This is a genomic window from Devosia sp. LC5, from assembly GCF_000735585.1.
Taxonomy (GTDB): domain Bacteria; phylum Pseudomonadota; class Alphaproteobacteria; order Rhizobiales; family Devosiaceae; genus Devosia.
Map to the genome: position 1 here is coordinate 59906 of NZ_JNNO01000013.1, position 26491 is coordinate 86396.

The 26491-nt window shown below is 60.2% G+C and carries 32 protein-coding genes, 1 tRNA gene and 2 pseudogenes; 18 read left to right on the forward strand and 17 right to left on the reverse strand.

Annotated features, from left to right (window positions below):
* Nucleotides 1-19: 19 nt before the first annotated feature.
* The 4 genes from FF80_RS09245 to FF80_RS09260 form a co-directional block, all read right to left on the reverse strand.
* The gene (locus tag FF80_RS09245; RefSeq protein ID WP_035099591.1) at nucleotides 20-1567 is read right to left on the reverse strand and encodes a tripartite tricarboxylate transporter permease; all 1548 of its coding nucleotides are present in this window, start codon (nucleotides 1565-1567) and stop codon (nucleotides 20-22) included.
* Nucleotides 1568-1582: 15 nt separating this feature from the next.
* Nucleotides 1583-2068, reverse strand: coding sequence for a tripartite tricarboxylate transporter TctB family protein (locus FF80_RS09250; protein ID WP_035099592.1), 486 nt, complete (start codon nucleotides 2066-2068; stop codon nucleotides 1583-1585).
* Nucleotides 2065-3009, reverse strand: a complete 945-nt coding sequence (locus tag FF80_RS09255) for a tripartite tricarboxylate transporter substrate-binding protein (RefSeq protein WP_035099595.1) — start codon at nucleotides 3007-3009, stop codon at nucleotides 2065-2067. The genes FF80_RS09250 and FF80_RS09255 overlap by 4 nt, the downstream gene beginning before the upstream one ends.
* Nucleotides 3010-3532: 523 nt before the next feature.
* Nucleotides 3533-5947 (reverse strand): methyl-accepting chemotaxis protein, encoded by a 2415-nt coding sequence (locus FF80_RS09260; protein ID WP_035099596.1) that lies wholly within the window; start codon nucleotides 5945-5947, stop codon nucleotides 3533-3535.
* Between the two features lie 334 nt (nucleotides 5948-6281).
* Here FF80_RS09260 and FF80_RS21880 point away from each other — a divergent pair, with 334 nt between their 5' ends.
* The 10 genes from FF80_RS21880 (at nucleotide 6282) to FF80_RS09300 (ending at nucleotide 12980) form a co-directional block, all read left to right on the forward strand.
* Nucleotides 6282-6545 (forward strand): hypothetical protein, encoded by a 264-nt coding sequence (locus FF80_RS21880; protein WP_035099597.1) that lies wholly within the window; start codon nucleotides 6282-6284, stop codon nucleotides 6543-6545.
* Complete coding sequence (locus FF80_RS09270) at nucleotides 6520-7917, forward strand: AAA family ATPase (protein WP_160172820.1); 1398 nt, start codon at nucleotides 6520-6522, stop codon at nucleotides 7915-7917. The genes FF80_RS21880 and FF80_RS09270 overlap by 26 nt, the downstream gene beginning before the upstream one ends.
* An 83-nt stretch (nucleotides 7918-8000) precedes the next feature.
* Nucleotides 8001-8159 (forward strand): hypothetical protein, encoded by a 159-nt coding sequence (locus FF80_RS21885; RefSeq protein WP_160172821.1) that lies wholly within the window; start codon nucleotides 8001-8003, stop codon nucleotides 8157-8159.
* 235 nt (nucleotides 8160-8394) lie between these two features.
* Entirely contained in the window at nucleotides 8395-9285 is an 891-nt protein-coding gene (locus tag FF80_RS09275; protein WP_035099599.1) for a hypothetical protein, read from the forward strand.
* An 18-nt stretch (nucleotides 9286-9303) separates the two neighbouring features.
* Complete coding sequence (locus FF80_RS09280) at nucleotides 9304-9831, forward strand: hypothetical protein (protein WP_035099600.1); 528 nt, start codon at nucleotides 9304-9306, stop codon at nucleotides 9829-9831.
* A 1-nt stretch (nucleotide 9832) separates the two neighbouring features.
* Nucleotides 9833-10408, forward strand: a complete 576-nt coding sequence (locus tag FF80_RS09285) for a hypothetical protein (protein WP_035099603.1) — start codon at nucleotides 9833-9835, stop codon at nucleotides 10406-10408.
* Nucleotides 10409-10558: 150 nt separating this feature from the next.
* A complete protein-coding gene (locus tag FF80_RS09290; RefSeq protein ID WP_052153349.1) occupies nucleotides 10559-11092 on the forward strand; it encodes an HK97 family phage prohead protease in 534 nt (177 codons plus the stop codon).
* 396 nt (nucleotides 11093-11488) lie between these two features.
* On the forward strand, nucleotides 11489-11692 hold the full coding sequence (locus tag FF80_RS21660) for a hypothetical protein (protein WP_152558321.1): 204 nt from the start codon (nucleotides 11489-11491) through the stop codon (nucleotides 11690-11692).
* Nucleotides 11693-11738: 46 nt separating this feature from the next.
* A complete protein-coding gene (locus FF80_RS09295) occupies nucleotides 11739-12479 on the forward strand; it encodes a hypothetical protein (RefSeq protein WP_152558322.1) in 741 nt (246 codons plus the stop codon).
* A 120-nt stretch (nucleotides 12480-12599) separates the two neighbouring features.
* Nucleotides 12600-12980, forward strand: coding sequence for a hypothetical protein (locus FF80_RS09300; RefSeq protein ID WP_035099606.1), 381 nt, complete (start codon nucleotides 12600-12602; stop codon nucleotides 12978-12980).
* Here FF80_RS09300 and FF80_RS09305 read toward each other — a convergent pair.
* Complete coding sequence (locus FF80_RS09305) at nucleotides 12973-13680, reverse strand: hypothetical protein (protein WP_152558323.1); 708 nt, start codon at nucleotides 13678-13680, stop codon at nucleotides 12973-12975. The two genes, FF80_RS09300 and FF80_RS09305, sit on opposite strands and share 8 nt — an antisense overlap.
* Nucleotides 13681-13857: 177 nt before the next feature.
* Here FF80_RS09305 and FF80_RS09310 point away from each other — a divergent pair, with 177 nt between their 5' ends.
* The 4 genes from FF80_RS09310 to FF80_RS09325 are packed head-to-tail and all read left to right on the forward strand — an operon-like array spanning nucleotide 13858 to nucleotide 16669.
* Entirely contained in the window at nucleotides 13858-14049 is a 192-nt protein-coding gene (locus FF80_RS09310; protein WP_035099611.1) for a hypothetical protein, read from the forward strand.
* Nucleotide 14050: 1 nt separating this feature from the next.
* The gene (locus FF80_RS09315) at nucleotides 14051-14329 is read left to right on the forward strand and encodes a hypothetical protein (protein ID WP_035099614.1); all 279 of its coding nucleotides are present in this window, start codon (nucleotides 14051-14053) and stop codon (nucleotides 14327-14329) included.
* 25 nt (nucleotides 14330-14354) lie between these two features.
* Nucleotides 14355-16403, forward strand: a complete 2049-nt coding sequence (locus FF80_RS20935; RefSeq protein WP_081917347.1) for a tape measure protein — start codon at nucleotides 14355-14357, stop codon at nucleotides 16401-16403.
* The gene (locus FF80_RS09325; RefSeq protein ID WP_035099616.1) at nucleotides 16403-16669 is read left to right on the forward strand and encodes a hypothetical protein; all 267 of its coding nucleotides are present in this window, start codon (nucleotides 16403-16405) and stop codon (nucleotides 16667-16669) included. Before FF80_RS20935 ends, FF80_RS09325 begins: the two co-directional genes overlap by 1 nt.
* Before the next feature lie 211 nt (nucleotides 16670-16880).
* Here the strand turns inward: FF80_RS09325 and FF80_RS09330 are convergent, their stop codons facing one another.
* Entirely contained in the window at nucleotides 16881-17390 is a 510-nt protein-coding gene (locus FF80_RS09330; protein WP_035099618.1) for a hypothetical protein, read from the reverse strand.
* 650 nt (nucleotides 17391-18040) lie between these two features.
* On the opposite strand from FF80_RS09330, the gene FF80_RS09340 reads away from it, so the two are divergent.
* Complete coding sequence (locus FF80_RS09340; RefSeq protein WP_035099620.1) at nucleotides 18041-18676, forward strand: hypothetical protein; 636 nt, start codon at nucleotides 18041-18043, stop codon at nucleotides 18674-18676.
* Nucleotides 18677-18918: 242 nt separating this feature from the next.
* Here the strand turns inward: FF80_RS09340 and FF80_RS09345 are convergent, their stop codons facing one another.
* The 3 genes from FF80_RS09345 to FF80_RS22385 all read right to left on the reverse strand — a co-directional run bounded on the left by FF80_RS09345 (nucleotide 18919) and on the right by FF80_RS22385 (nucleotide 20091).
* Entirely contained in the window at nucleotides 18919-19206 is a 288-nt protein-coding gene (locus FF80_RS09345) for a hypothetical protein (RefSeq protein ID WP_035099622.1), read from the reverse strand.
* Entirely contained in the window at nucleotides 19203-19418 is a 216-nt protein-coding gene (locus FF80_RS09350; RefSeq protein ID WP_035099624.1) for a hypothetical protein, read from the reverse strand. Before FF80_RS09350 ends, FF80_RS09345 begins: the two co-directional genes overlap by 4 nt.
* 379 nt (nucleotides 19419-19797) lie before the next feature.
* Nucleotides 19798-20091: a helix-turn-helix transcriptional regulator gene (locus FF80_RS22385; RefSeq protein WP_348270324.1), complete on the reverse strand. Its 294-nt coding sequence runs from the start codon at nucleotides 20089-20091 to the stop codon at nucleotides 19798-19800.
* 40 nt (nucleotides 20092-20131) lie between these two features.
* Between FF80_RS22385 and FF80_RS09365 the strand changes: the two genes are divergently transcribed.
* The 3 genes and pseudogenes from FF80_RS09365 to FF80_RS22195 form a co-directional block, all read left to right on the forward strand.
* A complete protein-coding gene (locus tag FF80_RS09365) occupies nucleotides 20132-20446 on the forward strand; it encodes a hypothetical protein (protein WP_200877187.1) in 315 nt (104 codons plus the stop codon).
* Nucleotides 20447-20726: 280 nt separating this feature from the next.
* Nucleotides 20727-20993, forward strand: coding sequence for an XRE family transcriptional regulator (locus FF80_RS21340; protein ID WP_152558325.1), 267 nt, complete (start codon nucleotides 20727-20729; stop codon nucleotides 20991-20993).
* A 622-nt stretch (nucleotides 20994-21615) separates the two neighbouring features.
* Nucleotides 21616-21954: pseudogene (locus FF80_RS22195) on the forward strand (integrase); the annotation flags it as partial.
* A gap of 190 nt (nucleotides 21955-22144) precedes the next feature.
* Here the strand turns inward: FF80_RS22195 and FF80_RS09380 are convergent.
* The 8 genes and pseudogenes from FF80_RS09380 to FF80_RS09410 all read right to left on the reverse strand — a co-directional run bounded on the left by FF80_RS09380 (nucleotide 22145) and on the right by FF80_RS09410 (nucleotide 26356).
* A tRNA-Phe gene (locus FF80_RS09380) sits at nucleotides 22145-22220 on the reverse strand.
* A 185-nt stretch (nucleotides 22221-22405) separates the two neighbouring features.
* Complete coding sequence (yacG, locus tag FF80_RS09385) at nucleotides 22406-22603, reverse strand: DNA gyrase inhibitor YacG (protein ID WP_035099634.1); 198 nt, start codon at nucleotides 22601-22603, stop codon at nucleotides 22406-22408.
* Nucleotides 22603-23241, reverse strand: a complete 639-nt coding sequence (locus FF80_RS09390; RefSeq protein WP_035099636.1) for a Maf-like protein — start codon at nucleotides 23239-23241, stop codon at nucleotides 22603-22605. The genes yacG and FF80_RS09390 overlap by 1 nt, the downstream gene beginning before the upstream one ends.
* Nucleotides 23242-23254: 13 nt before the next feature.
* A complete protein-coding gene (infA, locus tag FF80_RS09395; protein ID WP_035082742.1) occupies nucleotides 23255-23473 on the reverse strand; it encodes a translation initiation factor IF-1 in 219 nt (72 codons plus the stop codon).
* Nucleotides 23474-23599: 126 nt separating this feature from the next.
* Nucleotides 23600-24067, reverse strand: coding sequence for a protein-tyrosine-phosphatase (locus tag FF80_RS22200; RefSeq protein WP_280113894.1), 468 nt, complete (start codon nucleotides 24065-24067; stop codon nucleotides 23600-23602).
* Between the two features lie 57 nt (nucleotides 24068-24124).
* Nucleotides 24125-24598: pseudogene (locus FF80_RS22205) on the reverse strand (UPF0262 family protein); the annotation flags it as partial.
* 8 nt (nucleotides 24599-24606) lie between these two features.
* Nucleotides 24607-25899: a histidinol dehydrogenase gene (gene hisD / locus FF80_RS09405; protein WP_035099638.1), complete on the reverse strand. Its 1293-nt coding sequence runs from the start codon at nucleotides 25897-25899 to the stop codon at nucleotides 24607-24609.
* A 25-nt stretch (nucleotides 25900-25924) separates the two neighbouring features.
* On the reverse strand, nucleotides 25925-26356 hold the full coding sequence (locus FF80_RS09410; RefSeq protein ID WP_035099641.1) for a DUF2948 family protein: 432 nt from the start codon (nucleotides 26354-26356) through the stop codon (nucleotides 25925-25927).
* Nucleotides 26357-26491: the final 135 nt, after the last annotated feature.

Consider the following 26491-nt stretch of genomic DNA (forward strand, 5'->3'; position numbering starts at 1 on the left):
GGGCCATGCCCGCGCCTGACTAGTCCTCGTCGCTGGCCAATTGCCCCAATACCTGACCCTTGCCGCGCAGACGGAACCAGAGCGGAACCAGCACTGCCGCCGCCGCCAAGACATAGAGCGTGATGGCAATGGGGGAGTGGAACAGCACCAGCGGATCGCCCTGGCTGATGGCAAGGGCACGGCGCAATTGCTGTTCGGCCATGGGACCAAGGATCAGCCCCACGACCACCGGGGCAATAGGATAGCCGAAGCGGCGCAGCAGATAGCCCAATATGCCGAAGGCAAGCAGCAGCATCAGCTCGAACGAGAAGCGGATACCGAAGAGGTTTCCCGACATCGCGCCATTGGCACCAAGCGTGCCCAGGGTGGCGAAGACCAGGATGCCGCCATAGAGCCAGGGCTTGGGGATGGTCAGCAATTTCACCCAGAGGCCGATTAGCGGCAGATTGAGCACGATCAGCATGAAATTGGCGACCAGCAGGCTGGCAATCAACGCCCAGACCAGGCTGGCATTATTGGTGAAAAGCAGCGGGCCGGGCTGTAGGCCGAATTGCTGGAAGCCGGCCAGCATGATGGCGGCGGTAGCCGTGGTGGGCAGGCCCAGCGTCAATAGCGGCACCAGTGTGCCGGCGGCCGACGCATTATTGGCAGCCTCGGGACCCGCCACGCCCTCGATGGCGCCGTGACCGAATTCCTCAGGTTTTTTGGCGAAGGTCTTTTCGGCGCTGTAGGACAGGAAACTGGCCACATCGGCGCCACCAGCCGGCATGGCGCCAATCGGAAAGCCCACAGCGGTGCCGCGCAGCCAGGGCAGCCAGGACCGTTTCCAATCTTCCCTGGTCATCCAGACCGAGCCTTTGACGGACAGAACCTCGTCATTCACCTGGCTGCGATCGGCTGCCATCTTGAGGGTTTCCCCGATGGCGAAAAGCGCCACCGCCAGCGTCGTCACCTCGATGCCGTCGAGCAGATCGGGGATGCCGAAGGACATGCGCGCCTGACCGGTCTGCAGATCGATGCCGATAATGCCCAGGCCCAGGCCCAGGAACAGCGCAGTGAGCCCGCGTAAAGCGCTGTCGCCAAACGCTGCAGATACGGTGATGAAGGCCAGCACCATCAGCGCGAAATATTCGGCCGGTCCAAAGGCCAGCGCGAACTTGACGACCCATGGGGCGACAAACGCCAGCGCCAGGGTAGCGATCAGGCCGGCGACGAAAGAGCCAATTGCCGCGGTGGCAAGCGCCGGGCCGCCGCGGCCTTTGCGGGCCATCTTGTTGCCTTCTAGCGCAGTGACGATCGATGCGCTCTCGCCCGGCGTGTTGAGCAGGATGGAGGTGGTCGAGCCGCCATACATGCCGCCATAATAGATGCCGGCGAACATGATGAGCGAGCCGGCCGGATCAAGTTTGTAAGTGACGGGCAGCAGCAGCGCCACGGTGAGCGCCGGGCCGATGCCAGGCAAAACGCCGACGGCGGTGCCCAAGGTGACACCGATCAGTGCATAGATGAGGTTTTGCCATTGCAGGGCGGCGATCAGGCCCTGCGCGAGAAGTCCGAAAGTATCCATGGCGGCAGCTTCCGATCAGGGAATTAGGCGTTCGAGGGGACCCGAGGGCAGCGAGAGCTGCAGGCCCTTGGCGAAGGCAAACCAGACAAGGAAGGCAAAGACCGCCCCGATGGGAATGGTTTGCCATAGCGGTCCACGCCCGAAGGCCTTGGCCGTGAAGGCGAAAAGAACGCCGGTCGCGATGGAAAATCCGGCGGTCGACAACAGCAGGAGCTGGGCTACCAGCCCCGCCACGATCCACATGATGGGCCGGTAATTGTCTGCCTCGCGCGCCGGAAAGCCATGGCGGAATGCCGACACGACGGTGCCGACGGAGAGCAGCAGCAGCCCACCCGCGATGATGTAGGGGAAGACCGTGGGGCCAACCCGCGCCTGGACGGGCGGCAGGCGCATCTGGCTGGTCTGCCAGATGATGACCACCGCGATGGCGGCGAGAATGGCCGCGATGACAAGCGCCGCCCCATCGGGGCGGCGCGAGAGATTGGGTTCGCCGGAGCTCACTGCACCAGCCCGATGTCTTTCAGGATGGCGGCAGTCGCCTCGGTGTCGGCGGCAAGCTGAGCAGTGAACTCGTCACCAGCGAGATAGGTGTTGACCCAGCCCTTGGTTTCGAGCGTGGTCTGCCAGGCGGCCGAATTCACCATCTTTTCGATATCGGCGGTAATGGCGGCCTTCTGCTCGTCGGTGATGCCGGGGGCAGCGGCAACCATGCGCCAGTTCTGCAGCGCCATATCGACGCCGGCTTCCTTGAGGGTCGGTGCATCGACGCCCGGAATGCGGGTGTCGCTGGACACGGCCAGCAGGCGGAGTTCGCCGGCAGCAATCTGGCTCGAGAATTCGGAATAGCCCGAGATGCCCACGGTGACCTGGCCGCCAAGCAGGGCAGCAAGGGCTTCGCCACCGCCCGAATAGGCGATGTAGTTGACAGTGGTCGGATCGACTCCGACCGTCTTGGCGATGAGACCGGCCGTGATATGGTCGGCGCCGCCGGCCGAACCGCCGGCCCAGGCAACCGAGCCCGCGTCGGCCTTCAGCTTGGCGACCAGGTCGTCCATGGTCTGCAGCTCGGACGCCGCAGGCACAACGATAACCACCGCCTCGCCGGTGAGGCGGGCGATCGGGGTAACCTGCTCAAGGGTTACGGGCGAGGCATTGGTGAGAATGGCACCCACCATCACGTAACCGCCGACGATCAGGGCATCGGGATTGCCGCTTTCCTGATTGACGAACTGGGCAAGGCCGATCGTGCCACCGGCGCCCGGCACGTTGGTGACCTGGACATTGCCCGAAATGCCCTCCGATTGCAGGGCCTCCTGCATGGAACGGGCGGTCTGGTCCCAGCCGCCGCCGGGGGCAGCAGGGGCCAGAATGGTGTAATCGGCGGCGAAAGCGGGAACGGCCATAGCGCCGGACATCAGCGCGGCCAAAAGCAGCTTGTTCATAGATCCTCCCATGTAAAAATCCGAACGTCGTTCCGTCCGGCAGGTCCGCCATATTAGGGCGGCTCCCTGTCACCGTCCTGTCACGCCAGGCATTCGTCTGGTGCCGGCTGTAAGTGGCGGTTTTTCTGAAGGAAGACTGCGCCTGGGGCGGGCAAAAGGCAAGGAGGGGGGACGTGTCGGGAATTTCCAATGCAGCCCCCTCCCCTTGCGGGGCATTGTTCACTTTAAGGAACTATGCCGCTTTCTCTCCATTCAGCGTCATCACCCGGCTTGTCCGGGTGATCCATGCCTGAAGCATATGCGGAAGCAATGGATTGCCCGGACGAGCCGGGCAATGACGGCAGGGGGATGGTTTGGGAGAATGTGGCGGGGCGATATCTGGAGAGGCGCGATCTGCTACCCTCTTGTGGGAGGGATTGAGCGTGGGGTTCTGAGGTATTCACCCGCTTTGAACGTATTGAAGGCGCAGCACCCCGACCCTAACCCTCACCCACAAGGGGAAGGGAATGGGATCGGGGCTTTCCTAGAACTCGGACCAGTCCTTGGCGATGGCGGCGCCGCCTTGGCTCAGATAGGAGTGCGAGGCGGAGCGGACGCGTTCGATGGTGCTTGGCGGGACGGCGCGGCGGGGTTTTGCTTGGGCCGGTTCAGCACTGCTGGGTTCGAGGGTGAACACATCAACGGCCATGTCGAGTTGGCTCGCCTGGTTTTCGCTCTGCTCGATGGCCGCGTTCATTTCCTCGACCAGGGCGGCATTGTGCTGGGTCATTTCGTCCAGAGTGCGGACAGCGACATTGACCTGGCCGATTGCGGCGGCCTGTTCGAGGCTCGACTTGGCGATGGCTTGCATCAGGCGGGCATTTTCGTCGACCGCGGCCAGCATGGACGCCAATTGCTCGGCGGCGTTGGAGACGAGCTTGGTGCCGCCGCGCACTTCGCTGGCGCTCTGCTCGACCAGATGCTTGACGTCGGCAGAGGCGGAGGCCGCCGATTGGGCCAGGCGTCGCACTTCGACGGCCACCACGGCAAAGCCCTTGCCAGCATCGCCGGCACGGGCGGCTTCGACGGAGGCATTGAGCGCCAGAAGATTGGTCTGGAAGGCGATGTCGTCGATCATGCCGATAATATTGGAAATCTTGGACGAGGCCTCGGTGATCCGCTCCATGGCGGCATTGGCCTGGTCCATGGTGTTCCCGCTTTGGGCGGCGCTGGTCGAGACCGTCTGCGCCTTGCCGCTGGCAGTTTCGGCCATTTTGGCGTTTTCGGCGACGGTGGCGGCAAGCTGTTCCATGGCCGCCGAGGTTTCCTCGATGGTCGCCGCCTGCTTGGTGGTGCGTTCGGACAGATCGTTGGCGCCGGAGAGGATTTCGCTGGTGGCAGCGCGCAATGTGCCCGAAATGGCCTTGGCGCCGCCGACAATCTCGGTAAGCCTGTCGGTTACTGCATTGGTGTCGTCGCGCAGCTTGGCGAAGGCGCCGCTGTAATTGCCCTGCATGCGGCGGGTGAGGTCGGTATCGGCCATGGCGGCGAGCACCGCGCCGGTTTCGCCCAGGCCGCGATCGACGGTTTCGACCAGGGCATTGACGCTGCCGGCCAGGGCGTTGAGCTCGGCATCGGGGAACTGGGCATGGACGCGCTTGGAGAAATCTCCGGCAATGGCGGCATCGACCACTTCGCCGAACGCGGCCTGTAGCGCCACCATCATATCGGTGCGCTCGACGCGACGCTGGATCACGGCGGCGCGTTCTTCCTCTGTCATCTGGCTGATCTTGAGGCCGTTATCGCGGAAAATCTCAACGGCGCGAGCCAGGGTGCCGATTTCGTCGGCGCGCTCAATTCCGTTGATTTCGCTGTGATAATCGCCACCGGCGACGGCGTCGACAGTGGCGCCGAGCGTGCCCAGGGGCTTGCCGATCAGAGTGCGGATCAGCGCGAACATCACCAGGCACGCGATCAGCACACAGGCGGCGGCGAGGCCAATAATGGTGAATTGGGTTTCGGTCTGCGTCGCGGTGAGCGTGGCGAGCGGTACATTGGAGACCACGACCCAGCGATCAAGCGTGCCGCCTACGGCGAAGGGAACGGCCACGCCGCGCAAGGCAGTGCCATCGGTTGAGGTCAAATCGGCCTCGGCGGTGCCGTTGGCAATCGCGGCAGCGGCCAGGCCAGTCAGCGGGTCGGATGCAGGCAGCGTCTGCCCGATCAGGGTCGGGTCGGGGTGGGCGACAACCATGCCGGCGGCGGTCAGCACGACCACCGTGCCGGTGCCCATGGGTTTGATTTCGGCGAGACGGGCATTGAGTTCAGCCAGCGACAGATCGACGCCGCCCGTACCCATATAGGTGCCGCCCACCATGATGGGCGCGCCGAAGGACATGATCAGCACGTCCTTGCCGCCCACTGCATAAAGGTAGGGATCGATCGCGACCATGCGGCCTTCGGCCTTGGGACGCTGGTAATAGGCGCCGGCAACCGGATCGTCATAGCCGGTCAGGGGCTCATTGGCGATCTCGCCACTGCCGCGGTTCCAATAAGGCACGTAGCGGCCGGTGGCGTCATGGCCGGGGCGGTTGGCGAAGTCGACGTCGCGGCCATCCAGCGCATTGGGCTCCCAGCCCGACCATACGCCAAGCAAAGACGGGTTGCGCTTGAGCGTATGTTGGAGCAATGCGCCATAGACCGAGCGGCTGGCCGTGCGGGCTTCCTTGAGGGATTCGAGCGCCGTCACCACGCCATCGGCGGTCGCGGCCGCAGCGGAGAGGCTGGCGGCCACTTCATCGGCCACGCCGGCCGTGCTGGCGGCCTGATAGGCGCGGGTCTGCCGGTCGATGGTTTGGCCCACCTGCTGGACCAACACGAAAATGCCGATGGCAAAGACGATGGCGAGCGCCAATCCGCTCAAAATGGCAGTCTTGACCGACAGGGAGCGAAAATTCATGGCGTGAGGTTTTCCCAATGCAACTCGTGCCGGACCGCGCGGTCCGGACAGCTCGAGGCAAACTAAGGGAAAGCCGTTAAGGCATCGTTTGCCGCAAAATGGCCGCAATGATGAACGGCGCGGCGCGTTGGCAAATCTTGGGAAGGAATGGTGCCCGGGACCGGAGCCACACCGCCTAACAAAATCAAATAGTTAGGCCGAAGTGGGACAATTTCGCGCCCCGCATTTTACTGCACAATTCCGAATTGCAGTCCCACCTCAAGCGTCGGGAGGGACAATGCCAATTGGATTCCGAAAAGCGGAATCGAACTACATCACTCCATAAGGAGATGCCATGCGCATCCTAAACTGGCGGCCGCGCGATGCCGGCCAGATCCCTGTCATGTTCGACATCGAAATATCGCCTGACGTCCGCTTGATGGATTGGCAACTCCGCCGAACCCTCACCGGCGAGCTGCGGGTTTATGCGACGCGCGGACGGCACGGCAGGCCGGGTGCGGTCCTGTCCGACCCGGCTTTTGCCGAAATCCCCCGCCTCGCCATCCAGACCTACAAAGAGGGCAACGCCCACGATGACATCCGCTCCGAAGCAGCCTGATCCCGACGCTGAACTTGAGGTTTTCGATGATCTCGCAACTCGCCTGTCTGGTCGTGTCGCGCTGGCTCCAATGGTCGCCGGTGCTCCAAATTTCAAAGCTGCGCCACACAAGTTTCGGCCAGCGCCAGACGGCGGTCTAGCGGCCCACCAGATTGAACGGCTCTGCGTCATCACGCGCGATTTCCATACCTTGTCATCGACAACTCCGCACTCTGGCACCGTCGTAGTCACCAGACTGGCCGCTGATGGCAGGCCGGAATTCGTGCCTCTGGCCGGCCCAGCGGATGAACGCGCGGCCGCTGTTGCCTACCTGCGGCAGCAGTTTGAGGCGCCGAGGCGGGTCCGAAAGCTGGTGGCGGCCAACGACAATGCCGGCGGCGCCACGACTACAACGGCCCCTGCCAAGACAGTGAAGCGTCTAGAAACTGTCGATGCGGAAACCCTCCTCGCGACAGAATTCCCGCCGGTGCAATGGGTTGTGCCAGGGTTCATTGTTGAGGGGCTAACGATCCTTGGCGGCCGTCCGAAGCTCGGCAAGAGCTGGCTGGCGCTGAATGCTTGCATGGCTGTGGCCGGGGGCGCCAGTGCATTTGGAAGGGCAGAATGCGAGCAAGGTGATGTGCTTTACTTGGCGCTGGAGGACAATGACCGACGGCTGAAGGATCGTCTGCGCACATTGCTACCTGTGATCATCAAGCGCCCAAACATCTCAGCTTTGCGCACAGCAACTAAATCCTCGAAAATCGGCGCCGGCCTGATTGAAGAGATCGAGGACTGGCGTGTGCACGTCACGAAGCCTCGTCTGGTCGTCATTGATACTTTCCAGAAGGTCCGGCAGCCCAAGAAGGGAAACGCTGGGATCTACGAGGACGACTACAACGCCGCTGGTGCCCTCCAAAGCTACGCGAGCGAAAAGCGCTTGGCGATCGTCGTCGTAACGCACGTTCGAAAGTCCGAGGCCGACGATCCACTGGAAATGATCAATGGTTCGAACGGCATCACCGGGGCAGCTGACAGCATCCTAATTCTGGATCGCGACACCGGAGGCACCAAGCTTTACGGTCGCGGTCGAGACCTCTCGGAATTTGACTACGCCATGAAGATGGACAACGGCCGATGGACGGTTCTTGGCAACGTCAATGAGGTTGGACAATCCGAAGAGCGGGTTCAGATCATTGAGGCAATGAAACTGGCCGCCCGCGAAGTCACACCCCAAGAACTTGCCGACAACCTCGGCTGGCCATCGGTAAACGTCCGCCGCTTGGTCACGAAGATGGTCGCAGCTGGTCAACTGGATAAATCTGGTTTCGGCAAATACTCGCTACCGTACCCTGGTAACACCGATCACACCGGTAACAGTCAACCAACTTAGACCCACCACTACTCAGGTAACAGTGTGTCTAAGTGTTACCGCTGTTACCTGTGTTACCGGGGTCTAATAGAAAAGGACACCCTATGACCTACCGCACTATTGAAGTCCGCCCCTTCGACGCCGAGGTCGACGTGCTCGACGCCATTACCAGCAAGACCATTCGTCAGCCGGTTCGCGTTGTCGGCAGTGGCAAACTATGGCCTGGGCGCCATGACCACGTGTTCGGGAAGATGCCGTCCTAGAGGGGGGTGGGTCATCCTCTACGACCCCTCGCCGTCCACACCGCCGGCCCCCCACAACGATAATGCCAATACAGTTTTTTGCTCTCGCGCAGCGCGCGCACGCGAGGATTGAAATAATGGCCCGTAGGGCGCGCGAGGGGAACGCTGAAGTTTCAGCCTCAAAACTACATATTACCCATACCGCGGCCTTGACCGCATTCCCGCCGGCAATGACCGGCACTCTGAGGACCATCCCATGCAACTTGCGCATCAGGCGCCCGCTGGCTTCGTGCCTGCCAACGACAATTATCGCAACCCACGTCCAGTGTTGGCCTGGCCTACCGGCAAGCGCCTTGCAACGGCCCGCCGGCATGCGGACTTGATAATGCTCATCGACTATCGGCGCCTGATCGACACAGCCTACGGCACCCCCACGAACGACAACTATAGAGATCCCGCTCCCGCTCCTGGCCAGAAGGAAGCCCGCCCGGCCGAAGACATCATCGAGCAAATGGACGCCATCTTCAACGAGGATGGCATCAGGCCGACTATCGGCGAATTGCACCGGCTGAGTGGCGTTCCATGGAAGGGCGATCACGGGTTCCAAGAGAACCAGCAGTCCCGGACAAGGATCTCCGCAATCGACCGAGGCGGTGTCGTTTGGCGCGAACTCGGCGGCTTGGAGTTCTTTTACGGCTCCACCTTGCACCGCTATCGCGAAGGGCCGGAAGCACGTTGGCAAAAGCCAATGGAGTTGCGTACGAGGCATCGCAACAAGAAGGGGTCCTCGCCGACCGTTGTCCCCAACAGTTCAGGGACGTGGAGCCTTGAGGATCAGATCGACGCAAGGCTAGAGTTGCGATCGATCTACGCGAAAATTCCGGCGTCCTCGGTTCGCATCCTCGAGCTGGCCCTGGGCAACACCAAAGCACGGGAACTCGGCAGAGCGTTCTGCAAGCCCGACGCCTCCGACAAGACTGCCGAACGCTTCGGCGTCCGGCTTATCGATCGGGCCATTGATCACCTGCGCGAGGCAGGGCGTCCTCAGATTGCACCTGGCGCACGAATAGATAGAGGGGTTCCTCAGACCTCCCAAAACTTACCCGCTTCGGCGGGTTTTCTTTTGCCCACTCAACCGCAACTTTGAAAATTTCAGGAGGCCACAGTGCCGACTATCACCGCCGCTTTGGCCGCCCTGGAGCGGTACACCGGCTTTTCCCAATCGCGCAGCAGAACCGTTGCGCGTCGCCTGCAAGAGGCCGGCTTCCTGCCGCTAGGGTCGCCCGGTTCAGCGCCTCAGCTTGACCGCGCCGGCTTCGGCGCACTGTTCGTAGCCCTTGCCGCCGACACCACGCTTCATGCCGCCGCAGACCGCGTTCGCCAGTACTTCGCGCTCACACCGGGCGGGGTGTCATTGGAAGGCGCCCCGGCATCGATCGGCACCGCCCGTTCCGAACTGCTCGCCCTGGTCGACACTGCCATTGAGGCCCCCGACGACCTGCGGCACGTCCAGATCGAGTTGGTGTCGAACTTTCCCGAACTGGCGCTGCATTGGGCGGACGGCACGGTGCAGCGCTACCAGCCCACCGGCACAGTTTCGAACCACTGGCAGGTCGACACTCACCGAAAATCCACCACCGTCACTGGCCGCGCGTTCCGCGATGCCGTGCGCGCAACATTCCGAAAGAACTGAAATGGCTTTTCTAAAGAAGACTAAGTCGGAGCCCTACGTTGCCCAGTCCCTCGCGGACTCCAACGCTGAATACGGCGTGCGCGCTGGTCGTTTGGCCGAACTCAGGGTTGCCTTGAACGGCCTACGATCGGAAGCAGTTGCGCTCGAGCGCGAACTCGGCCGCACGCCAGCACCGGTGATGCGCCCGTCGGTGGCCGCACTGCTTGGCGACGAAGTAGTTGACGAGCGAACCGGAAAGGCCACTCGCATGGCAGAACTCCGTCGCCTCATCGCCGATCACGAAGCCGCTGTGGAACTGCAGACCGCCCGCGTGAACGAGTCCAAGGGCGCGGCAAACATCGCCGCCTGCGATGCGGCAAAGCCCGAATACGGCCGGCGTGTGGCAGCGCTTGCTGCGGCACTAGAGACCGTCGCCGCCGCTAGGGCCGACTATCAGGAGCTCGTCAACGCCTTCGATGCCGAGGAGATTTCGTGGACCCGCCTCGGCGTGTTTGTGCCCAACTTCCTTGGCCCTCAGGGCGACGGCCATATCGAGCGGTTTGTGCGCGAAGCCAAGGAGTACGGCTATGTCAGTTGAATATGCAGATGCCCGTCGGAGCGGCCGCAGCAAGCGTGGCACGGGACTACGAAAGGTTACCGTCCGCGGTGTCACCGCTGTGAGCAACAAGAGCCCCGACCTCATTGCGCGTGAAATTCTTACGGCCCGTGCGGCTCGCAAGGTATCCCGATGACGGCGGAAGCGTTCGGGTATGCAGCAATATTTGGAGAAGAGGCCACAATCGGGGGGCTCTTTCGCGAGAAGTTAAGGCGCGGTTGTTTTGCCAATTCGCTCGAGCAAGGGGACATTCGAGCGCTTTACGATCACGACACCGGCCGCGTGATTGGCCGCACCAAATCGGGCACTCTACGTCTTCAGGAAGACCCGATCGGGCTGCGCTTCGAGCTAGATGTGGAAGAATCCACACCTGATGGTCAGACGGTCATGGCCCTTGTTGGCCGGCAAGACGTGAGCCAGTGCAGCTTCGGTTTTCGGGTGGTTGCCGAAGAGTGGCGAGATGAAGGGGAAGACACCCTGCCGCTCCGGATCATCACAGAAGTCGAGCTATTCGAGGTCTCGATCGTCGCGTGGCCGGCCTATGACACGACTAGCGTTCAACTGTCTGCGCGCAAAACGCACAACAGAGACGGTGCTTTCAGGCGTCGCTCAGAGTCCTGGGAACGAGCTAAAACCGCCATGCGCCGGCGCGGAATCTCGGTATAGAAAAAGGCCCCGGCAGCAATTAAGCGCCAGGGCCCTTCTCTTCGCCAGCGCCGCGGAGGGCATCGCGCACCGGCTTGATCGTTAGATTGGTGCTGGCTGCGCGGGTTTCAACCGGGTCGCGTTGGTGTGATGGCTTCTTAGGTTTGGAATTGTATTTCGTGTTTCGTACTGCTACGCGACGCGGTAGCAGTAGCCAATCGACGCGTGATGGTCAGCATTTCGAGCAACTTTTTTGCGCGTTCAGTCGGCATTAATGCGCAACCATTCAATCAACCGTCAGTTGACTAACCCGTATGCGTGACGCATATGTTGTAAAATTCGCAACATCATACGGCTAGTATGGAGGTTGCGGCATACGATCAGCATAAGGGCTGACGATGCAGGAGATACGAGAAGATGGTCGCAGCTGACTATCACATCGTTGATTTGCGCGAACGAGCGTCTCAGAAGCAGGCATTGCGAGATATTGATGCTCAGCGGGTCGTCGAAGGCCGTGCATCTCCAAGGCAAATTCGTCGTGAGAACCACGTTCTCGGTAATATCGACATGAGCAGTTTCCGCATGGTGTCGATTGGCAGACGAGCTATCGGCGCACGCTGATCCTATCCTACTAACTGCTGAAGAAGTCGGGACCGTACTATCAATAGTGTCGGACTACGACCCTATCGTGGTTGGCGGCCAGTGCATCAGCATGTGGGTGGATTACCTTGCGCAATTCGATCGAGAAATAGCCTTATTGGGCAGCGTCTCCAGTGCTGACGTTGACTATTACGAGAACCCGAAGGCAGCAGAGAAACTTGCTGAGAGCCTTAAAGGCAACGTTCTCCTCCCGGATGACGCGCTCAACCTATCGGCCAACTCGTGCACGGTGACCGCTTTCGTGAATGGAAAGCGGATTCACATCGACTTCATGCGTGAAGTAATCGGTGTCGATGCAAAAAATATCACTGGGCGATACGTGGCGATCGAGGGCAATTTCCCAAACATCGAAACCCCCGTGCGGCTTGCGCTGATGCACCCGCTCGACTGTGTCCAAAGCCGATTAGCGAATATCGAAACACTAGATCGGACGGATCGATGGTCCCTCATCCAGACAGATGCAAGCTTCAAGGTTCTCCGCGCTTTCATCGACCACTTGCTCTCCCTTGGGGAGGTCAAAGAGGCAACCAGAACCATACAGCAGTTTGAATACGTTCTTAAAGAGCGCTTCTATCGGCCTTACGTCTATCCCTTCGTGGTCGGCAGAATATCGCCAATTGTCATGCTGAACCGATATCTTGATGAAACATTGATCGACGTCCGCTGGCGGGATCACACCTTGACCAACATAATCGAGCGATTGGCAGCCTACGAAGAAACGGTCCGAAAAAGGCTGGGTTTGGCTTAGCGCCCCCTCGTCCGGGCAGCCTGACGGGAGGGGGTGGGCCAATCCCATCGGAGGTCCGCCTCCCCACACCGCATGCCCCCCACCGTACGCAGCCCGCCATTTCAAAAATATGAGGTCATCATGCCTCGGCCACGCACGCCGATAGATAAAGCACGCGCCACCGGCGCTATTCTGAACCATCCCAGCCGCTACAAAGAGGCACCGTGCAGCACCTCTCGGGGCGAGCCGCTTGGAGATCCGCCGGATTGGCTCACAGAGCCTCAGGCGACCGCCTGGCGCGACCTGGTCGGCGCCCTGCCCTGGCTAGATCTATCTCACGGGGGCATCGTCGGAATTACCGCAAACCTGTTAGCGCAGCTGCGCGCCGGCGACGCGACCGTTTCGGCGATGAACCTGTTGCGGCTGTGCCTGGGTCAGCTTGGCGCCACTCCGGTGGATGCCCGGCGCGTGACAATCCCAGAACCGGAAAGTGATGACCCGGCGGAGAAGTATTTCAGCTAACTGTCCCTACCGCGGGTCGCATGATCGGACCGGGTAAGCTCGGGAGGCCCAAGCCTAAGGCATTTCCGGCGGCCGAAGTTCGTTGAGACACATAGGCTTCATAGGCACGCTTGCTTTCGTGGCCAGCCTCAAAAATGAACTGGCTGTGGCCTGATGCCATGCGCATCGCAGTGACTGCATCTGCCACAGCACCACCTTTGAACCAATGGTGGTAAAATGTGGTGAAGCCTACAAGGGCATCGCTCCAACTCACGTCGTCGTAGCTACCTATCACCGCCCAAAACGGTTTACTGTCTCCCAGATACATCGACATCCGCGTCCCAGAAGAGCCGCTGCAGGATGAAAAGCAAACCAGCAAACCATTTGGCAAAAAGTCATTGATGGGCAAGAGCATTCCCCTTAGCTCATGCCAGGTGACCAGTTCGCCCGACATCAACTGAAGTCCATCGCTATTCCCGTGCATACTAAAATGCATGACAGCAGGCGCTTGGTGGCGTTGCCACTCCCTGATGAGGCGATCCTCGCTGGAGGCGACGGACAATGCCTTTTGCAAGTGTAGCCGATCGCCCGCCACGGTATACGCGTGGGCATGACCGGCCATCGACATCGCCTCACAAAGAGCCCGCCCCTCTGTCCGGCCGTCAAATAAATCGGCGGATGATGGGGATTCGACTATGTAGACAAAAGAATTCGACGGCATCCCAGATCCATTCTTTGGCCTCGCGTCAACAGAATCTTGACGCATGATTGGCTCACATAGCGAATTTACTATTATCTGAGCGTCTTATCTACGATGGGACACCGGTTTTCCCCGTCCCTCCCGTTTTCGCCACCCGCCTTCGCCGGCGGGTTTTTCTTTGCCCAGGACATTCCAAATATGACCACACCCGAATTTCGGGCGCGTCTCCGTGCGCTCATTCTTGACGCCGCAGACAGTGCCGCAGAGCCGATTGCGTTCGTTGATGAGCTGCTTGCAGAGGCGATCGCTGCAAACGTCGCGGCCGGCGATCGCGTTTCGACGGCAGCAATGCTGCGCAAGTTTGCTGACCAGATGATGGAACCGGCCTAAAATGCCAGACAATATCCAAACGCTGCTCGTCTCACTCGAGGCGCGCGTGGCGGGGTTTGACCGCGAAATGAAACGCGCGGTCGGCATCAGCAACAAAAATGCAAGATCCATCGAGACGCGGTTCGCAGTTATGAACCGCAACGTGTCGCGCAGCTTTAGCGACTTTGGTGGCATGATTGGTAAGGCGTTCGCTGGTGCCGCTGCACTTCGCGGTGCTCAGACCTTAGTTGATGCCAGCACACGCATTGAAAACAGTCTGAGTCACCGGACTAGCCGGTGAGGAGCTTTCACGGGTCTACGATGACCTGTTTGCCTCTGCGCAGCGAAACTACGCACCTCTTGAAGCACTCACTACCCTGTACGGTAGGGCTGCAGCCGTCCAGGACGAGCTCGGGGCGTCTTCGCAAGATCTCATCAAATTCACCGACAACATCGCCATAGCGCTCCGTGTAAACGGGAAGTCTGCAGCGGAGTCGTCGGGCGCCCTGATGCAACTTGGTCAAGCGCTTGGCTCGGCTAGGGTGCAGGCTGAAGAATTCAACTCTATCAACGAGGGTGCCCGCCCAATCCTCCAGGCCGCTGCGGCGGGTATTCTGGAAGCCGGAGGGTCTGTAGCGAAGCTGAAGGCCCTAGTTAATGACGGGAAGATTTCCAATCAGGCATTCTTCCAAGGCATCCAGGCCGGCTCCGTTATCCTTGAGGAAAAACTAGTCGGTGCCGAGGCTTCGGTATCGAACTCGTTTATTCGCCTTCAGAATGTTCTGATCGACACTGCTGGTAAGATGAATGAGGGAACGGCGGCAAGTAGCATCCTTGCTGATGGCCTTCAGAATTTGTCGGACGGTGTCGTAGAATTCGGCGCATGGCTGGAGCAAAATGGCGAAGGTGTAAAAACGTTCTTCGCTGACGTTTCGGAAGCCATCGAGGCAACACAGAAGGCGTCGCGCGATCTAGGGCAGGCCAGTGGTCTAAGCGGCGTCGGTCGATTTATCGAAGACCTAACCGGGTTGCAGGTGTCTTCGGACTACGCAACGGGCAGCGTCAAGAGAACTGTCGACCAGATCGAACGGCTATCGGGCGGGGCCACGGATGCGGACCTAGCAATTGCTGCTGCCGAACAGGCTCTTGTCAATTTCGCGGCGAACGGCGCCAGCGGATTTGGCGAGCTTGAGCCCGTTGTCGATGACTTCATCCAGCAATTGCTGGAAGGCAGGGGCACTGCAGAAACTGCAGCCGAAGCAATCAATGCTATCGGCAGCGCCGGAGATTTCGGTTCGCTAATCGGCCAACTCGGCGGTTTGGTGGACGCGTTATTCTCCGTACGGAGCGAAGCGGTTGCTACCGCCGCTGCCGTTGCCGCAGCTCAGCGTGGTGAAACCTCTCGCACGAACATTGAGGGTCAGCGCGCTGAACAGTTAGCGAACCGTCCAAAGCCTACCGTCACTGTGAAGCCGATTACCGCGGCGGACTATCCGGTCTTGGGCGGTTCTGGCAGCGGACGGGATGGCCGTTCATCCGGTGAGCGCTTCGCCGACGCACTTAAAAACCAAGCCGAAGAAAACCGCCTGCTCGCTGAGAAAACAGCCCTTCAGGCAACTTTAAACCCCTTGATCAACGACTACGGCTTCGCGGTCGAAAAACTACGGGTTGCTCAGGAATTGCAATCCGCTGCAACAGCAGCGGGCATCGAACTTGGACCCGATCAACGCGCCCAGATCGAACAACTTGCCGAAGGATACGCACAAGCCACCGCAGAAGCGGCACGGCTGGCGGAAGTCCAGGCAGCCACCGTTGAACAAATGGATAGCCTGCGCGAGGCAGGTCAGGATGCGCTGCAGACAGTCATCGACGGCTTCATCGAAGGCAAGGACGCGGGGGAAATCCTGCTCGGTGTTCTCGCCGATATCGGCAAGCAACTCATCTCGATGGGGATGGGAAGTTTGTTTGGCGGTAGCTCCGGTGGCTCTGGTCTTCTAGGCCAGTTATTCGGGTTCGAAGACGGTGGTTACACCGGAGCAGGCGGCAAAAGGAAACCTGCGGGCGTCGTCCACAAAGGTGAAATCGTCTGGTCACAAAGTGACATCGCACGGGCCGGAGGCGTTGGCGTTGTTGAAGCTATGCGGCGCGGGATGTCTGGCTATGCCGATGGCGGGGTGGTGGCCATGCCTCACATTCCATCTATCCCGCAGGGCCGCGGAGCCACCAGCATCTCGATGCCGATGACCATCAATGCCCCAGGCGCCGACGCAACGGGCTTGGCCAGCGTAGTGGATGAGGTGCGCAAGCTGCGCACCGAAATGCCGACAATCGCCAAGAAAGCAATGCGGGATTCTCGCAAGTACGGACAAGGCTAATGGCAGAGCACCCGGAGTGGCACGAAGAACAGAAGATCATCTATGCCGAGATCATGCGCCGGCCGGACGTGGCTCGACAGGTTTGGAAGTTCTATGATGGCCCATCGTTCGACGAAGGGTGTTCCGAAGAGCAGTTCGTAGAACTGGCCGCAACAGTTGTAGCGGCGGTGCATTTTCTGTTTACGGAAGCTGCTCGTGCAGACGCTTCAGCAGAAGACCCGCCAGGACAACCTCCGCGTAGGCTGCCTGAATTTCCGACAGGGTGATTGTAGCGTCGTGGAGGACGGACGGAGGAGTGTCGGAGGTCAATGATGGAACACGAACAAATGATCAGACGAACATCGCCCACCGCCCCAGGCTTGCCAGCACCTTCTCAGATAACGCCGGAGATGCTTAGGGCAGGGATGGAGGAGTTGTACCGTGATTTACACGCAGGCGACTTCATGGATGAGGATCGGCTCATCAAAGCATACAGCGTTATGTCGGCTCTCGCTCTGGTGGCGGGGTTAAACGATTTGGCCGCGACCTGAGGATTATCTGAAATCCATAGATGGCGCTGATGAACCGCAATCGGGATGTATCTTGCTCCGCGGGCTTACCCATTGCCACTCTTGCAAAGCCTTGCATGGTTGTAAGGCCAGAAGTTTTGTTGGCGATATAGGGGTCATCGAACGAGGTGACCTGCAGATCGTGAGCGAATTTGTTCCGGATATCCTTGATTGCGAGAAGGTCGCGGTAAATGTCTTCACTGTAACAGCCTGTCAGCCAACCAAGCCGTATCTTAGTGGCGAATGCCCCAAATGCCTGGGTTGACCCAAAAATGGAATCAGTGAGCTTTGGGTCGTGAACTAGCCGCCCGACTACTAGTCGCTGCAACATGCCCTCAACGGTCGCGCCGCCCACAATCGCACAAGCCCGATCCGAGATCGGCAGATTGAGTTCGTCTACCGCCTCTTTTTCGGCTTTTGCATCCACTGTGTCGGCCATCTGTTCTTCCCAAATCCAAGCGGACTGAGAGGATCAGAGCCGTCATAGAGAGTCACCGGGAACGAAACCAGATTTCCATGGCAATTGCTGAGCCTTACGACTTCTGGGATCGGCGGTCACGTCGACCACACCGTCGTATCCATGGCCGGCGTCGAGACACGCCAGGTGCATCGCTGGCCAGATGTCGTGGGCGAGATGATCAGGCCGTTACTTCCGGCCGAACAGTCCTGCTAGCAGCCCCACAGACTCCACGATGTTCGAGAGTAGGAGCGATTGTACGCTGCTCTCTTGGGGCTCGTGATCCAACCCCATCCACGCGGTGCTTTCACACCCAAATTGTGACGCACCACACGCTTGAGCGACGTGCGGGCTGCGAAGCTTTTTTTAAGGGACGGCTTCCTGATCCCGAATGGGTTTCGACGCGTCATGTATATCCCCCAAGACTTTAGCAACAATCAAATATAGCCAAATCTCCAAAGAGACCCTGCCCGCCTTGTGCGGGCTTTTTTCATAGGGGGGCCACCAATGGCCGTTTTTACTACAATCACGAGCACCCTTGTCGGTCTAGGAATGAGTGCCATGATGGCCGGCATTACTACTCCCGCAATCAAATCAACCAAGAAAACTTACGTACGCAAAGGAAGCATGAAATGACCGCTATCAACGCGTTGGTGACGAGTGACGCGGCCCACATGTTCACCGACGGTGGCCTTTACGGTCAGGCCGAGGGTAAGCTCGTTTCGTTCGGCACGAAAGTACAACTTTTCCCTCACCTGAATGCTGTCGCAGCATGCAGCGGATGGGCACACATGGGATACGTTATCTGGGACGCCCTAAGTGATCGGAACTTCCAGAGCTTTGACGAACTCGCCGCGGGCTTCGGCGATGCCATTCGCGTTTATCTTAATCGAGAGACATGGACCCACCGCGATTTTTTCGAGGCCGTGCTCGCCGGATGGTCGGAAAGCGCCGACGAGCCCCAAGTTTGGGTTGTCCAGAACGCTGCCAACAATACGCCCGCATATGTCCCGCGGCAGGTCAGCGAAACCACGACCCCATATAATCTCGCTATTGGCGCGGTCGTCCTCGATCCATCTGATCCTGTCACATATGGGCTGTCGGTCCTAGAGAAACAGCGAAGTGAAAAATGGGATACCGCCAACGGATCCAGGAGCATCCACGCGGTTGGAGGCTTCGCTCAGCACACTATTGTTGATCGCAGCGGGATCAAAACCAGGGTATTAAGACGATGGCCCGACAAGGTCGGGGAGCCAGTTGCGCTCTAGCATACATATGACGCGTGTACGCGCTGGCATACGCCTTCTATCCATCTCGGCAGACAGTTGCCCTAAGCGCGCAGTCATACCCGTGATTTTCGCCAACCAGCAGCGCGCGCTTCCTCCTCGGAGCAGAACCACCGTTCGCCGTGTGACGGCTAATCATGGATTTAATATATTCTCTTCAGCTTGTGGCGGACGGAACCCTCCGAACGCAAGATGATCCCGGTGGCGTGAGCCTTGGCCGAAATCTAGCCAAGTAAGAATACCGCGATGAGCTGGAAGGCAAAGCCGGCAAACATCAGGCCCAGGCCTGCTCGCGACAATGCGGTGAAACGCCTCTTTCGATCGCGCTTGCGCTTTACCCACGCTGCATAGGTTTCCCCGGTGGACATGGTGTAATCGCTTGGCAGTTCGCCAACGCCAATACTTACCGAAGTGTCATGATCGGGCTGCGGGTGCCCCCAAACAAACGCAAAAATCACTCCCACCATGTTAAGAGTCAGGCCAATCGTAGCTAGCAGTGCTGCAGCGCTCATCCACCTTCCTCATCATTGACTGTTCTTGGATGCGCCCACGGCAACAAATCCGCAACGTATCCATCGCCGCTGAAATACGACAAAATCGCCTGGCCGTCCTCGCTGTCAAAAGCGGGGTCGTTGCCGTCGGCGCCGGACAACAGAACACCTATGATTTGGTATGCTTGGCCAAGCTTGGCCTCGAGCTCGGCTATGCGGTCGGTGGGTGTCATCAAGGCTTCCCTTTCACTTTTCTAGCCGCCTTCTTCTCCGCTGCGTCTTTCCGCACCCTTGCCCATGAAGCCTCTGCTGCCTCTTTCCTCATTTCGGCGTGCTCGGCTTCCACCCATGAGTGGAGTTCATACAGGTCCGCCATGTCTTTGGCCGAGACCTCCCGCACCAGCAAGTACCAGACGTTCGACACGGTGTCGGTGATGAACCAGCGACGGATAACCTCGACGCTCTCGATTTCATCGAATGGGTGGTCCCCTAGAATATCACCAACCTGGGGGATGGTGCCGAACCGCTCAAAGGGAAAATCGCCGACTGGCTCGAGGGAACCGTCTTCGGCGTATTGCGCGAGCCGAATGATAGGTCGGATTTCTGTCTCGGCTATTTCTTGTCTTCCTCATCCCGAAGCGGCGCCCCCGCTATATGGCGTTGCATGGCTCCGCGGTGGGAGCCCTCGGCGGCGAGTTTGACCTTCGGCGTGAACCCGGTCTTCAAGCGAACTCCCGTGCCGCCTTCGGCTTGCGAGCCCTCATCCAGGAAAACTGCACCGGCAGTCTCGAGTGCGGCGCGGATGGCGGCAAGATTGTTTGTGCCTGGCGTCCTGCGGCCCTTTTCGAAATCGACAATAGTGTTGCGGGAGACCTTAGCCTCGATTGCCAGAACCGCTTGGTCCATTTCGATGAGCCCTCGGGCGGCCCGGCATTGTGCAGGTGTAATGGTCATTATGCCCAATGTTACGCATGGTGTTGACAAACCGCCCGATGTTGGGCATGATGCTCAACATCGAACATTGCATGAAGGGGCCAAGATGCGCAATACCGAGGATACCAGCAACGTGACGCCGATCCGTCCGGCAATGCCGGTTGGAAGACTGCCGGAGGCCCCACGCCTCTTTGATCACTCTAAGCCGGTCAGCTTCGGAGACCTTCTTCTCATTGCCGGGCGCATCGACGAAATTCGTCGGGACAATGAGTGCAGCACCGCGGAGGCGATGGTGATCGCCATCGTGGACGACATGGACGCAGCCTAACCGCGAAGGGGTTCGCGACTACTGCTCAAGCAGCAGCTTCCAACCGCGAGGCGAATGGGCCTGAGCGAGCGGCGGCCTGAGAACCGCCGAGGCCGGGTCGTCTCCCTGAGATTGGCTCGGCCAACCATCCACCACCCTGCCCCGCGCTGGTGGTGGCAGCGCGGGAATTTTCTTGACTTTTCAGGGCTTTTCGCTTATGCAGATGGAATTGAGAAGAGCCAAGACCTGCACCCGCCGTCCGTTCACGGGCGGTTTTGTTTTGCCGTCTTGGATGCACTCAATGACACCAGCAAACGATAACTCTCCATCACGCCGCGCCAGTGCGTTGCCGTTAGGCGTGCGTCCGCGAGGCCTCTGTAGGGCCGCGGCCGCAGAGTACGTCGGGGTCAGCTCGTCACTGTTCGACGATATGGTCGAGGATGGCAGGATGCCCCAACCCAAAATGGCCAACACGCGCACGGTTTGGGATGCGGTGGCACTCGATATTGCTTTTGATGCCCTACCATCAAGGGGCGCCGTCAACCCGTGGGATACGGCGTATGGCTAAGTTTCGGCTGCTAGACGGCAGTGGCGAAATCTCTCTCAAGCACACGATCGAGGACACCGACCGGCACGGCAACGTGCGGGTCTATTTCCGCAAGCCAGGGCGACCCAAGATCCGATTGATGGAGAAGCCTGGCAGCGACGAGTTTCTGATCGAGTACCGTCGCGCCGCAAATGGAGAGACGTCACCGACCAAGACGGCCGCGCCTTCGAGGCCAGCTGCGGAAACGCTTGCTTGGCTTATCGACCGATATTTCGAATCTGCGGAGTTCAAAGGTCTCCACGTCCGGACCCAGTACGTTCGCCGCTTAATACTAGCCCACGTCGCTGCCGTGGATGGCAACAAGCCATATCGGCTCCTGGAGGCCAAGCACGTGCGTAGGATGCGTGATCTCAAGGCAGATCAGCCTGAGGCCGCCAACAGCCGCGTGAAGGCCCTGCGAGCCGTCTTTGCATGGGCTGTTCTGCCTGGTGTCGAGCTTGCCACCGCCAACCCAGCAAAGGATGTGCCCTATATCGAGGCGAAGGGTGACGGCCACCATTCCTGGACCGATGTGGAGATCACTCAGTTCGAGGCTCGCCACGCAATTGGGACCAAAGCCCGCCTAGCAATGGCCCTGCTCCTCATGAGCAGCCAGAGGAAGAGCGATGTCGTCCTGTTTGGACCGAGCCACGTCCATGATGGCTGGCTTCATTTCACGCAGCAAAAGAACAAGGATCGGAAACCGATCTATCTCGAGATCCCAATCCGGCAAGATCTCCAATTGATTATTGATGCCACACCCATTGGCACGGAGACATTCTTGGTCACCGAGTTCGGCAAGCCTTTCACTGTCAACGGATTCGGCAACTGGTTCCGCGCACGATGTGACGAGGCAGGCCTCAAGCACTGCTCCGCCCACGGGCTGCGCAAAGCCGCTGCTCGGCGGCTCGCGGAGGCCCACAAGAGCGGCCACCAGATCATGGCCATCACCGGCCACACGACCCTCAAGGAGGTTGACCGCTACACCAAGGCCGCAAACCAAAGGACGCTCGCCGGTCAAGCATTCGCCCAAGGCAAGCCGACCGAAAAAGTCCCACTTTTTGAGCCCCACTATGATGGTGGGACAAAAGCGGCAACTAAGCCGTTGGAAACATTAGAGGGGAATGAGGCGATGGTGCCCGGGACCGGAATCGAACCAGTGACACGCGGATTTTCAATCCGCTGCTCTACCAACTGAGCTACCCGGGCAACGGGGCGGAAGGACCGCCCGGCGTCAAGCCATGGGCCTTATAGGGGAAGGGTTTTTGGCGCGCAAGCGGGAAAAGGGGATGTGGAAAAGGAGTTTGGGAATGGTGCAGGAATAGCGGCACGACCTGGTGGTTCGACAGGCTCACCATGAGGTCTACTCAGCGGGCGGCTTAGTCTTGCGATGACTAGATATTGTCGTCTTCGTCGTCGCCGGGGATCGCGCTGTCATCGGCTGGTTCGTCGTCACGGGCGGGGATGACGTAGCTGCCGGTGAACCACCGGTTGAGGTCGACATCGGCGCAGCGGGACGAGCAGAAGGGGCGGTATTTTTCAACCGCGGGCTTGCCGCAAATGGGGCAGGTTTTGGTTGGGACCTTGGCCATCAGACGCCGGACAGCGCGGATTGGTTGAGCCAGTTGAAATGGACGGGATAGCCCTCCCCGGCGAGGACCGAGGCGGTTTCCGCCAGGGGCAGGCCGACGACACCGGTATAGGAGCCGACGAGCTTGACCACGAAGGCCCCGGCAATGCCCTGGATGGCATAGCCGCCGGCCTTGTCGTGCCATTCAGCTGAAGCCAGATAGGCTTCCATTTCGCGGGTGGAGAGGCGCTTGAAGCGGATGCGGGTTTCGACCAGGCGCTGGCGCTTGGCGCCAGACGGCGTCAGCACGGTCAGCGCGGTATAAACGCGGTGGGCGCGGCCCGAGAGCAGGGCAAGGCATTGGGATGCCTCTTCCATGGTCTCGGCCTTGGGCAGAATCCGGCGGCCGACTGCGACCACCGTATCGGCGGCCAGCACCAGGGCCCCGGCCCCGTAACCGGCCGAACGCGCCTTGTGCTGAGCGGTTAGCGCTTTCAGATCGGCCAGGCGCTGGGCCAGCTTGCGCGGCAATTCACCCTTTTCAGGGGTTTCATCGACGTGGGCGGGCACCAGATGCTCAGGCTCGATGCCAATCTGGTTGAGCAAGGCAAGACGCCGCGGCGAGGCGGAAGCCAGGATGAGTTCCGGACGGCTGGCCATCGGCTGCTATGCCTTACTTAAAGCGGTAGGTGATGCGACCCTTGGTCAGGTCATAGGGCGTCATTTCGCACAGGACCTTGTCGCCAGCCAGCACACGGATGCGATTCTTGCGCATGCGGCCAGCGGTGTGAGCAATGATTTCATGCTCGTTTTCCAACTTGACCCGGAAGGTCGCGTTGGGAAGCAATTCAGTTACCACGCCCGGAAATTCGAGCACTTCTTCCTTCGCCATACTGTCTCCTGAAAGGACCCACGGGGCATCGATTTGCCGCCCGGGGGCCGGAAATTGCGCGCAACCTATAGGAATTCATTGGATTTGTGAACCACTTGCGCCACGTTCGCTTCGCGGCGGCGCAAGTCAATGCTGGTCGCCCTTCCGAACCGCAAAAGTGGGGTCCACTTTTGCTGGAAGCGCTCCGGAAACCAGTGGCTCCAAGCGGGTGCGCACGCGCTTGCGCAGGCTATCGCGCAGATCGCGATAGGCCCCCAAAATCAGCTCGCGGCTGCCCTCCACAAGCGAAGGATCAGCCACCTGCCATTGCTCAACCGCACCGGCCTCGAGACCCTTGCGGGCCACGGCTTCGGGAGCGTCGTCGGAAAGGGTGATGACGAGATCGAAACGGTTGGCAACCAGTTCATCCAGGATATGGGGCGTGTGCACACTCATATCAATGCCGATCTCTTCCATGACCTCATGGACGAACTGATCGGCCTTGCCACCATTGACGCCCACGGAGCGGGCGATGATGCGGCCGGGAAAAGCCTGGCGGGCGAGGGCCGCCGCAATGGGCGAGCGCACCGAATTCATCGAGCAGACGAACAGCACGCTGGGCAATTCGCTTTTGCTCTCGTCGATCCGGCTGGCATAGGGCTGGACGGCGCAGATGAGGGTGAAGAGACGCCGGGCGGTACCAAGATCGATGATGATCTTGTTGGTGAGGCGGGTGCGCAGCAGCTCGGCGGCGTCATTATGCAGGCCGCGCCTTGCCATATCGACGGTTTCGATCTGGAACGGCTGGGCCGAGCGGATCGCTTCGTAATAGGCATCGCGGATGCGGAAATAGTCGCGGATCAGCCGGCGGAACGGGGTGAGCGAGAGATAATGGGCGGCGATGGGCTGGAAGGTTTCGGGGTGACGCACATCGAGCACGATGAAATTGCCGATGATCGACATATGCAGCGCAAACGGCCCTTTGGCGGCGACGCGGGCGGGCCGGAAGCTGTTGTGTTCGAGCAGATCATAAATGGCGATGCGCCATTCATGCACCTCGTCGGGATTGATCGAGGTGATGGTATTGGGGTCGAGCGTGACGGTCACCAGGCGATCGGTCGTTGCGATGGCGCCCTCTGTTCCCATCGAAATACTCAATGATTGAGCCGGATGGAAATGGAGCGTCCATGGCCATCAAGGGCCTCCACCTCGGCAATGGTGACGGCGGCCTCGCGAAGGGCAGCGAGCGACATCGGATCGCAGCGCAGGATGGAGGTGCGTTTCATGAAATCGAGCGTGCCCAGGCCGGAAGCGAATCGCGCCGAGCGGGCGGTGGGCAAGACGTGGTTGGAGCCGCCGACATAATCACCGATGGCTTCGGGCGTGTGGTGACCGAGGAAGATCGCGCCGGCATGGCGGATGGCGGGGAGGATCATTTCTGGATCATCGAGCGCCAGTTCGACATGTTCGGAGGCGATGCGATTGGCCAGGTCCGCCGCTTCATCGAGCGAACCGACGGTGATGATGGCCCCGAATTCGTCCCAACCCTGGCGGGCGATAGTCTGCTTGGGCAGGAGGGAAAGCTGGCGATCGACTTCGGCGTCGACGGCGTCGGCCAGGCCCTTTTCGGTGGTGACCAGAATGGACTGGGCCCCTGCCCCGTGTTCGGCCTGGGCGATCAGATCGGCCGCAACCCAGGCGGGGTTGGCCGAGCCATCGGCGATGACCAGGACTTCGGAGGGGCCGGCAATCATGTCGATGCCGACCTGGCCGAAGACCTGCCGCTTGGCGGTGGCGACGAAGGCATTGCCGGGGCCGACGACCTTGTCGACGCGGGGAATGGAAGCGGTGCCATAGGCAAGGGCCGCAATGGCCTGGGCGCCGCCGATCCGGTAAATCTCGGTGATGCCGGCAATGTTGGCGGCGGCGAGAATGGCGGAGGCGAGCTGGCCGTTGGGCGTGGGCACGACCATGGCGATGCGCTCGACGCCCGCGACCTTGGCGGGCACCGCATTCATCAGCACCGAGGAGGGATAGGAGGCCAGGCCCCCCGGCACATAGATGCCGACGGCATCGATGGCCGTCCAACGGGTGCCCAGGGTGACGCCCAGATCATCGGTATAGATGTGGTCTTCCGGCCGCTGCTTTTCGTGGTGGGCGCGGATGCGGTCATGGGCAAATTGCAGCGCGCTCATCACGTCGGGCGTGACACGGGCGGTGGCGGCGTCGATCTCGTCCTGGCTGAATTTGAGCGTGTCGGGCGTGACGCCGGCATGGTCGAACTTATTGGTCAGTTCCGCCACGGCAACGTCGCCGCGCGCACGCACGTCGGCGATGATGGATGCGACGATGTCGCCCACTTCCTGGCTGCTTTCACGCTTGCCGCCGAGCAGGGCGACAAAGGCTTGCTCGAAATCGGGGCTGGCGCTGTCGAGGCGGATCGGCATGAAATTCCTGTCGGTCTAAGGATGGTCAGTCGAGCGTGTGGGCGGGCTTGGCGGCGGCGGCCCAGGCGGCGCCCAGATCGGAGAGGCGGGCTTCAAGGCATTCGACGCCGAGCCGGACAGTGCCGCCGCCGGCAAAGCTGAGTTCGACCATGCCGGCCGGGCCATCGATGGGGATGAAGGTGATGGCAAGAAGATTGAGCACGCCATCATGGGCATTGGGATCGAAACCGGCGGTGACCACCGACTGGACGGCATCGAAATGCAGTGCGGCGCGCTTGCGCACGCCCTTGCCGCGCGGCTTGTCGCTGGCCCAATCATAGCGGTTCATCAGCAGGGCAAAGCGCCGGTCGCCGCGGGCATAGCCCATGTCGGCCACCCGCACCACGGCATCCTGCACATGGGCGGACAGCACATCGAGATCTTCGGTATCAAGCGCCAGAAGCTTGAGATCGGTCATGGTATTGGCGGCCTTATGTGTGTCGAGACGACCCTATCTGGTCACGCAATACCCGATCTACAAGTTTGCCGGCATGGGGGCAATGCGGGCGGGGAAAAAAGGGGTGGGGAGGAAAGGGCCTGAGTGGGCAATTGA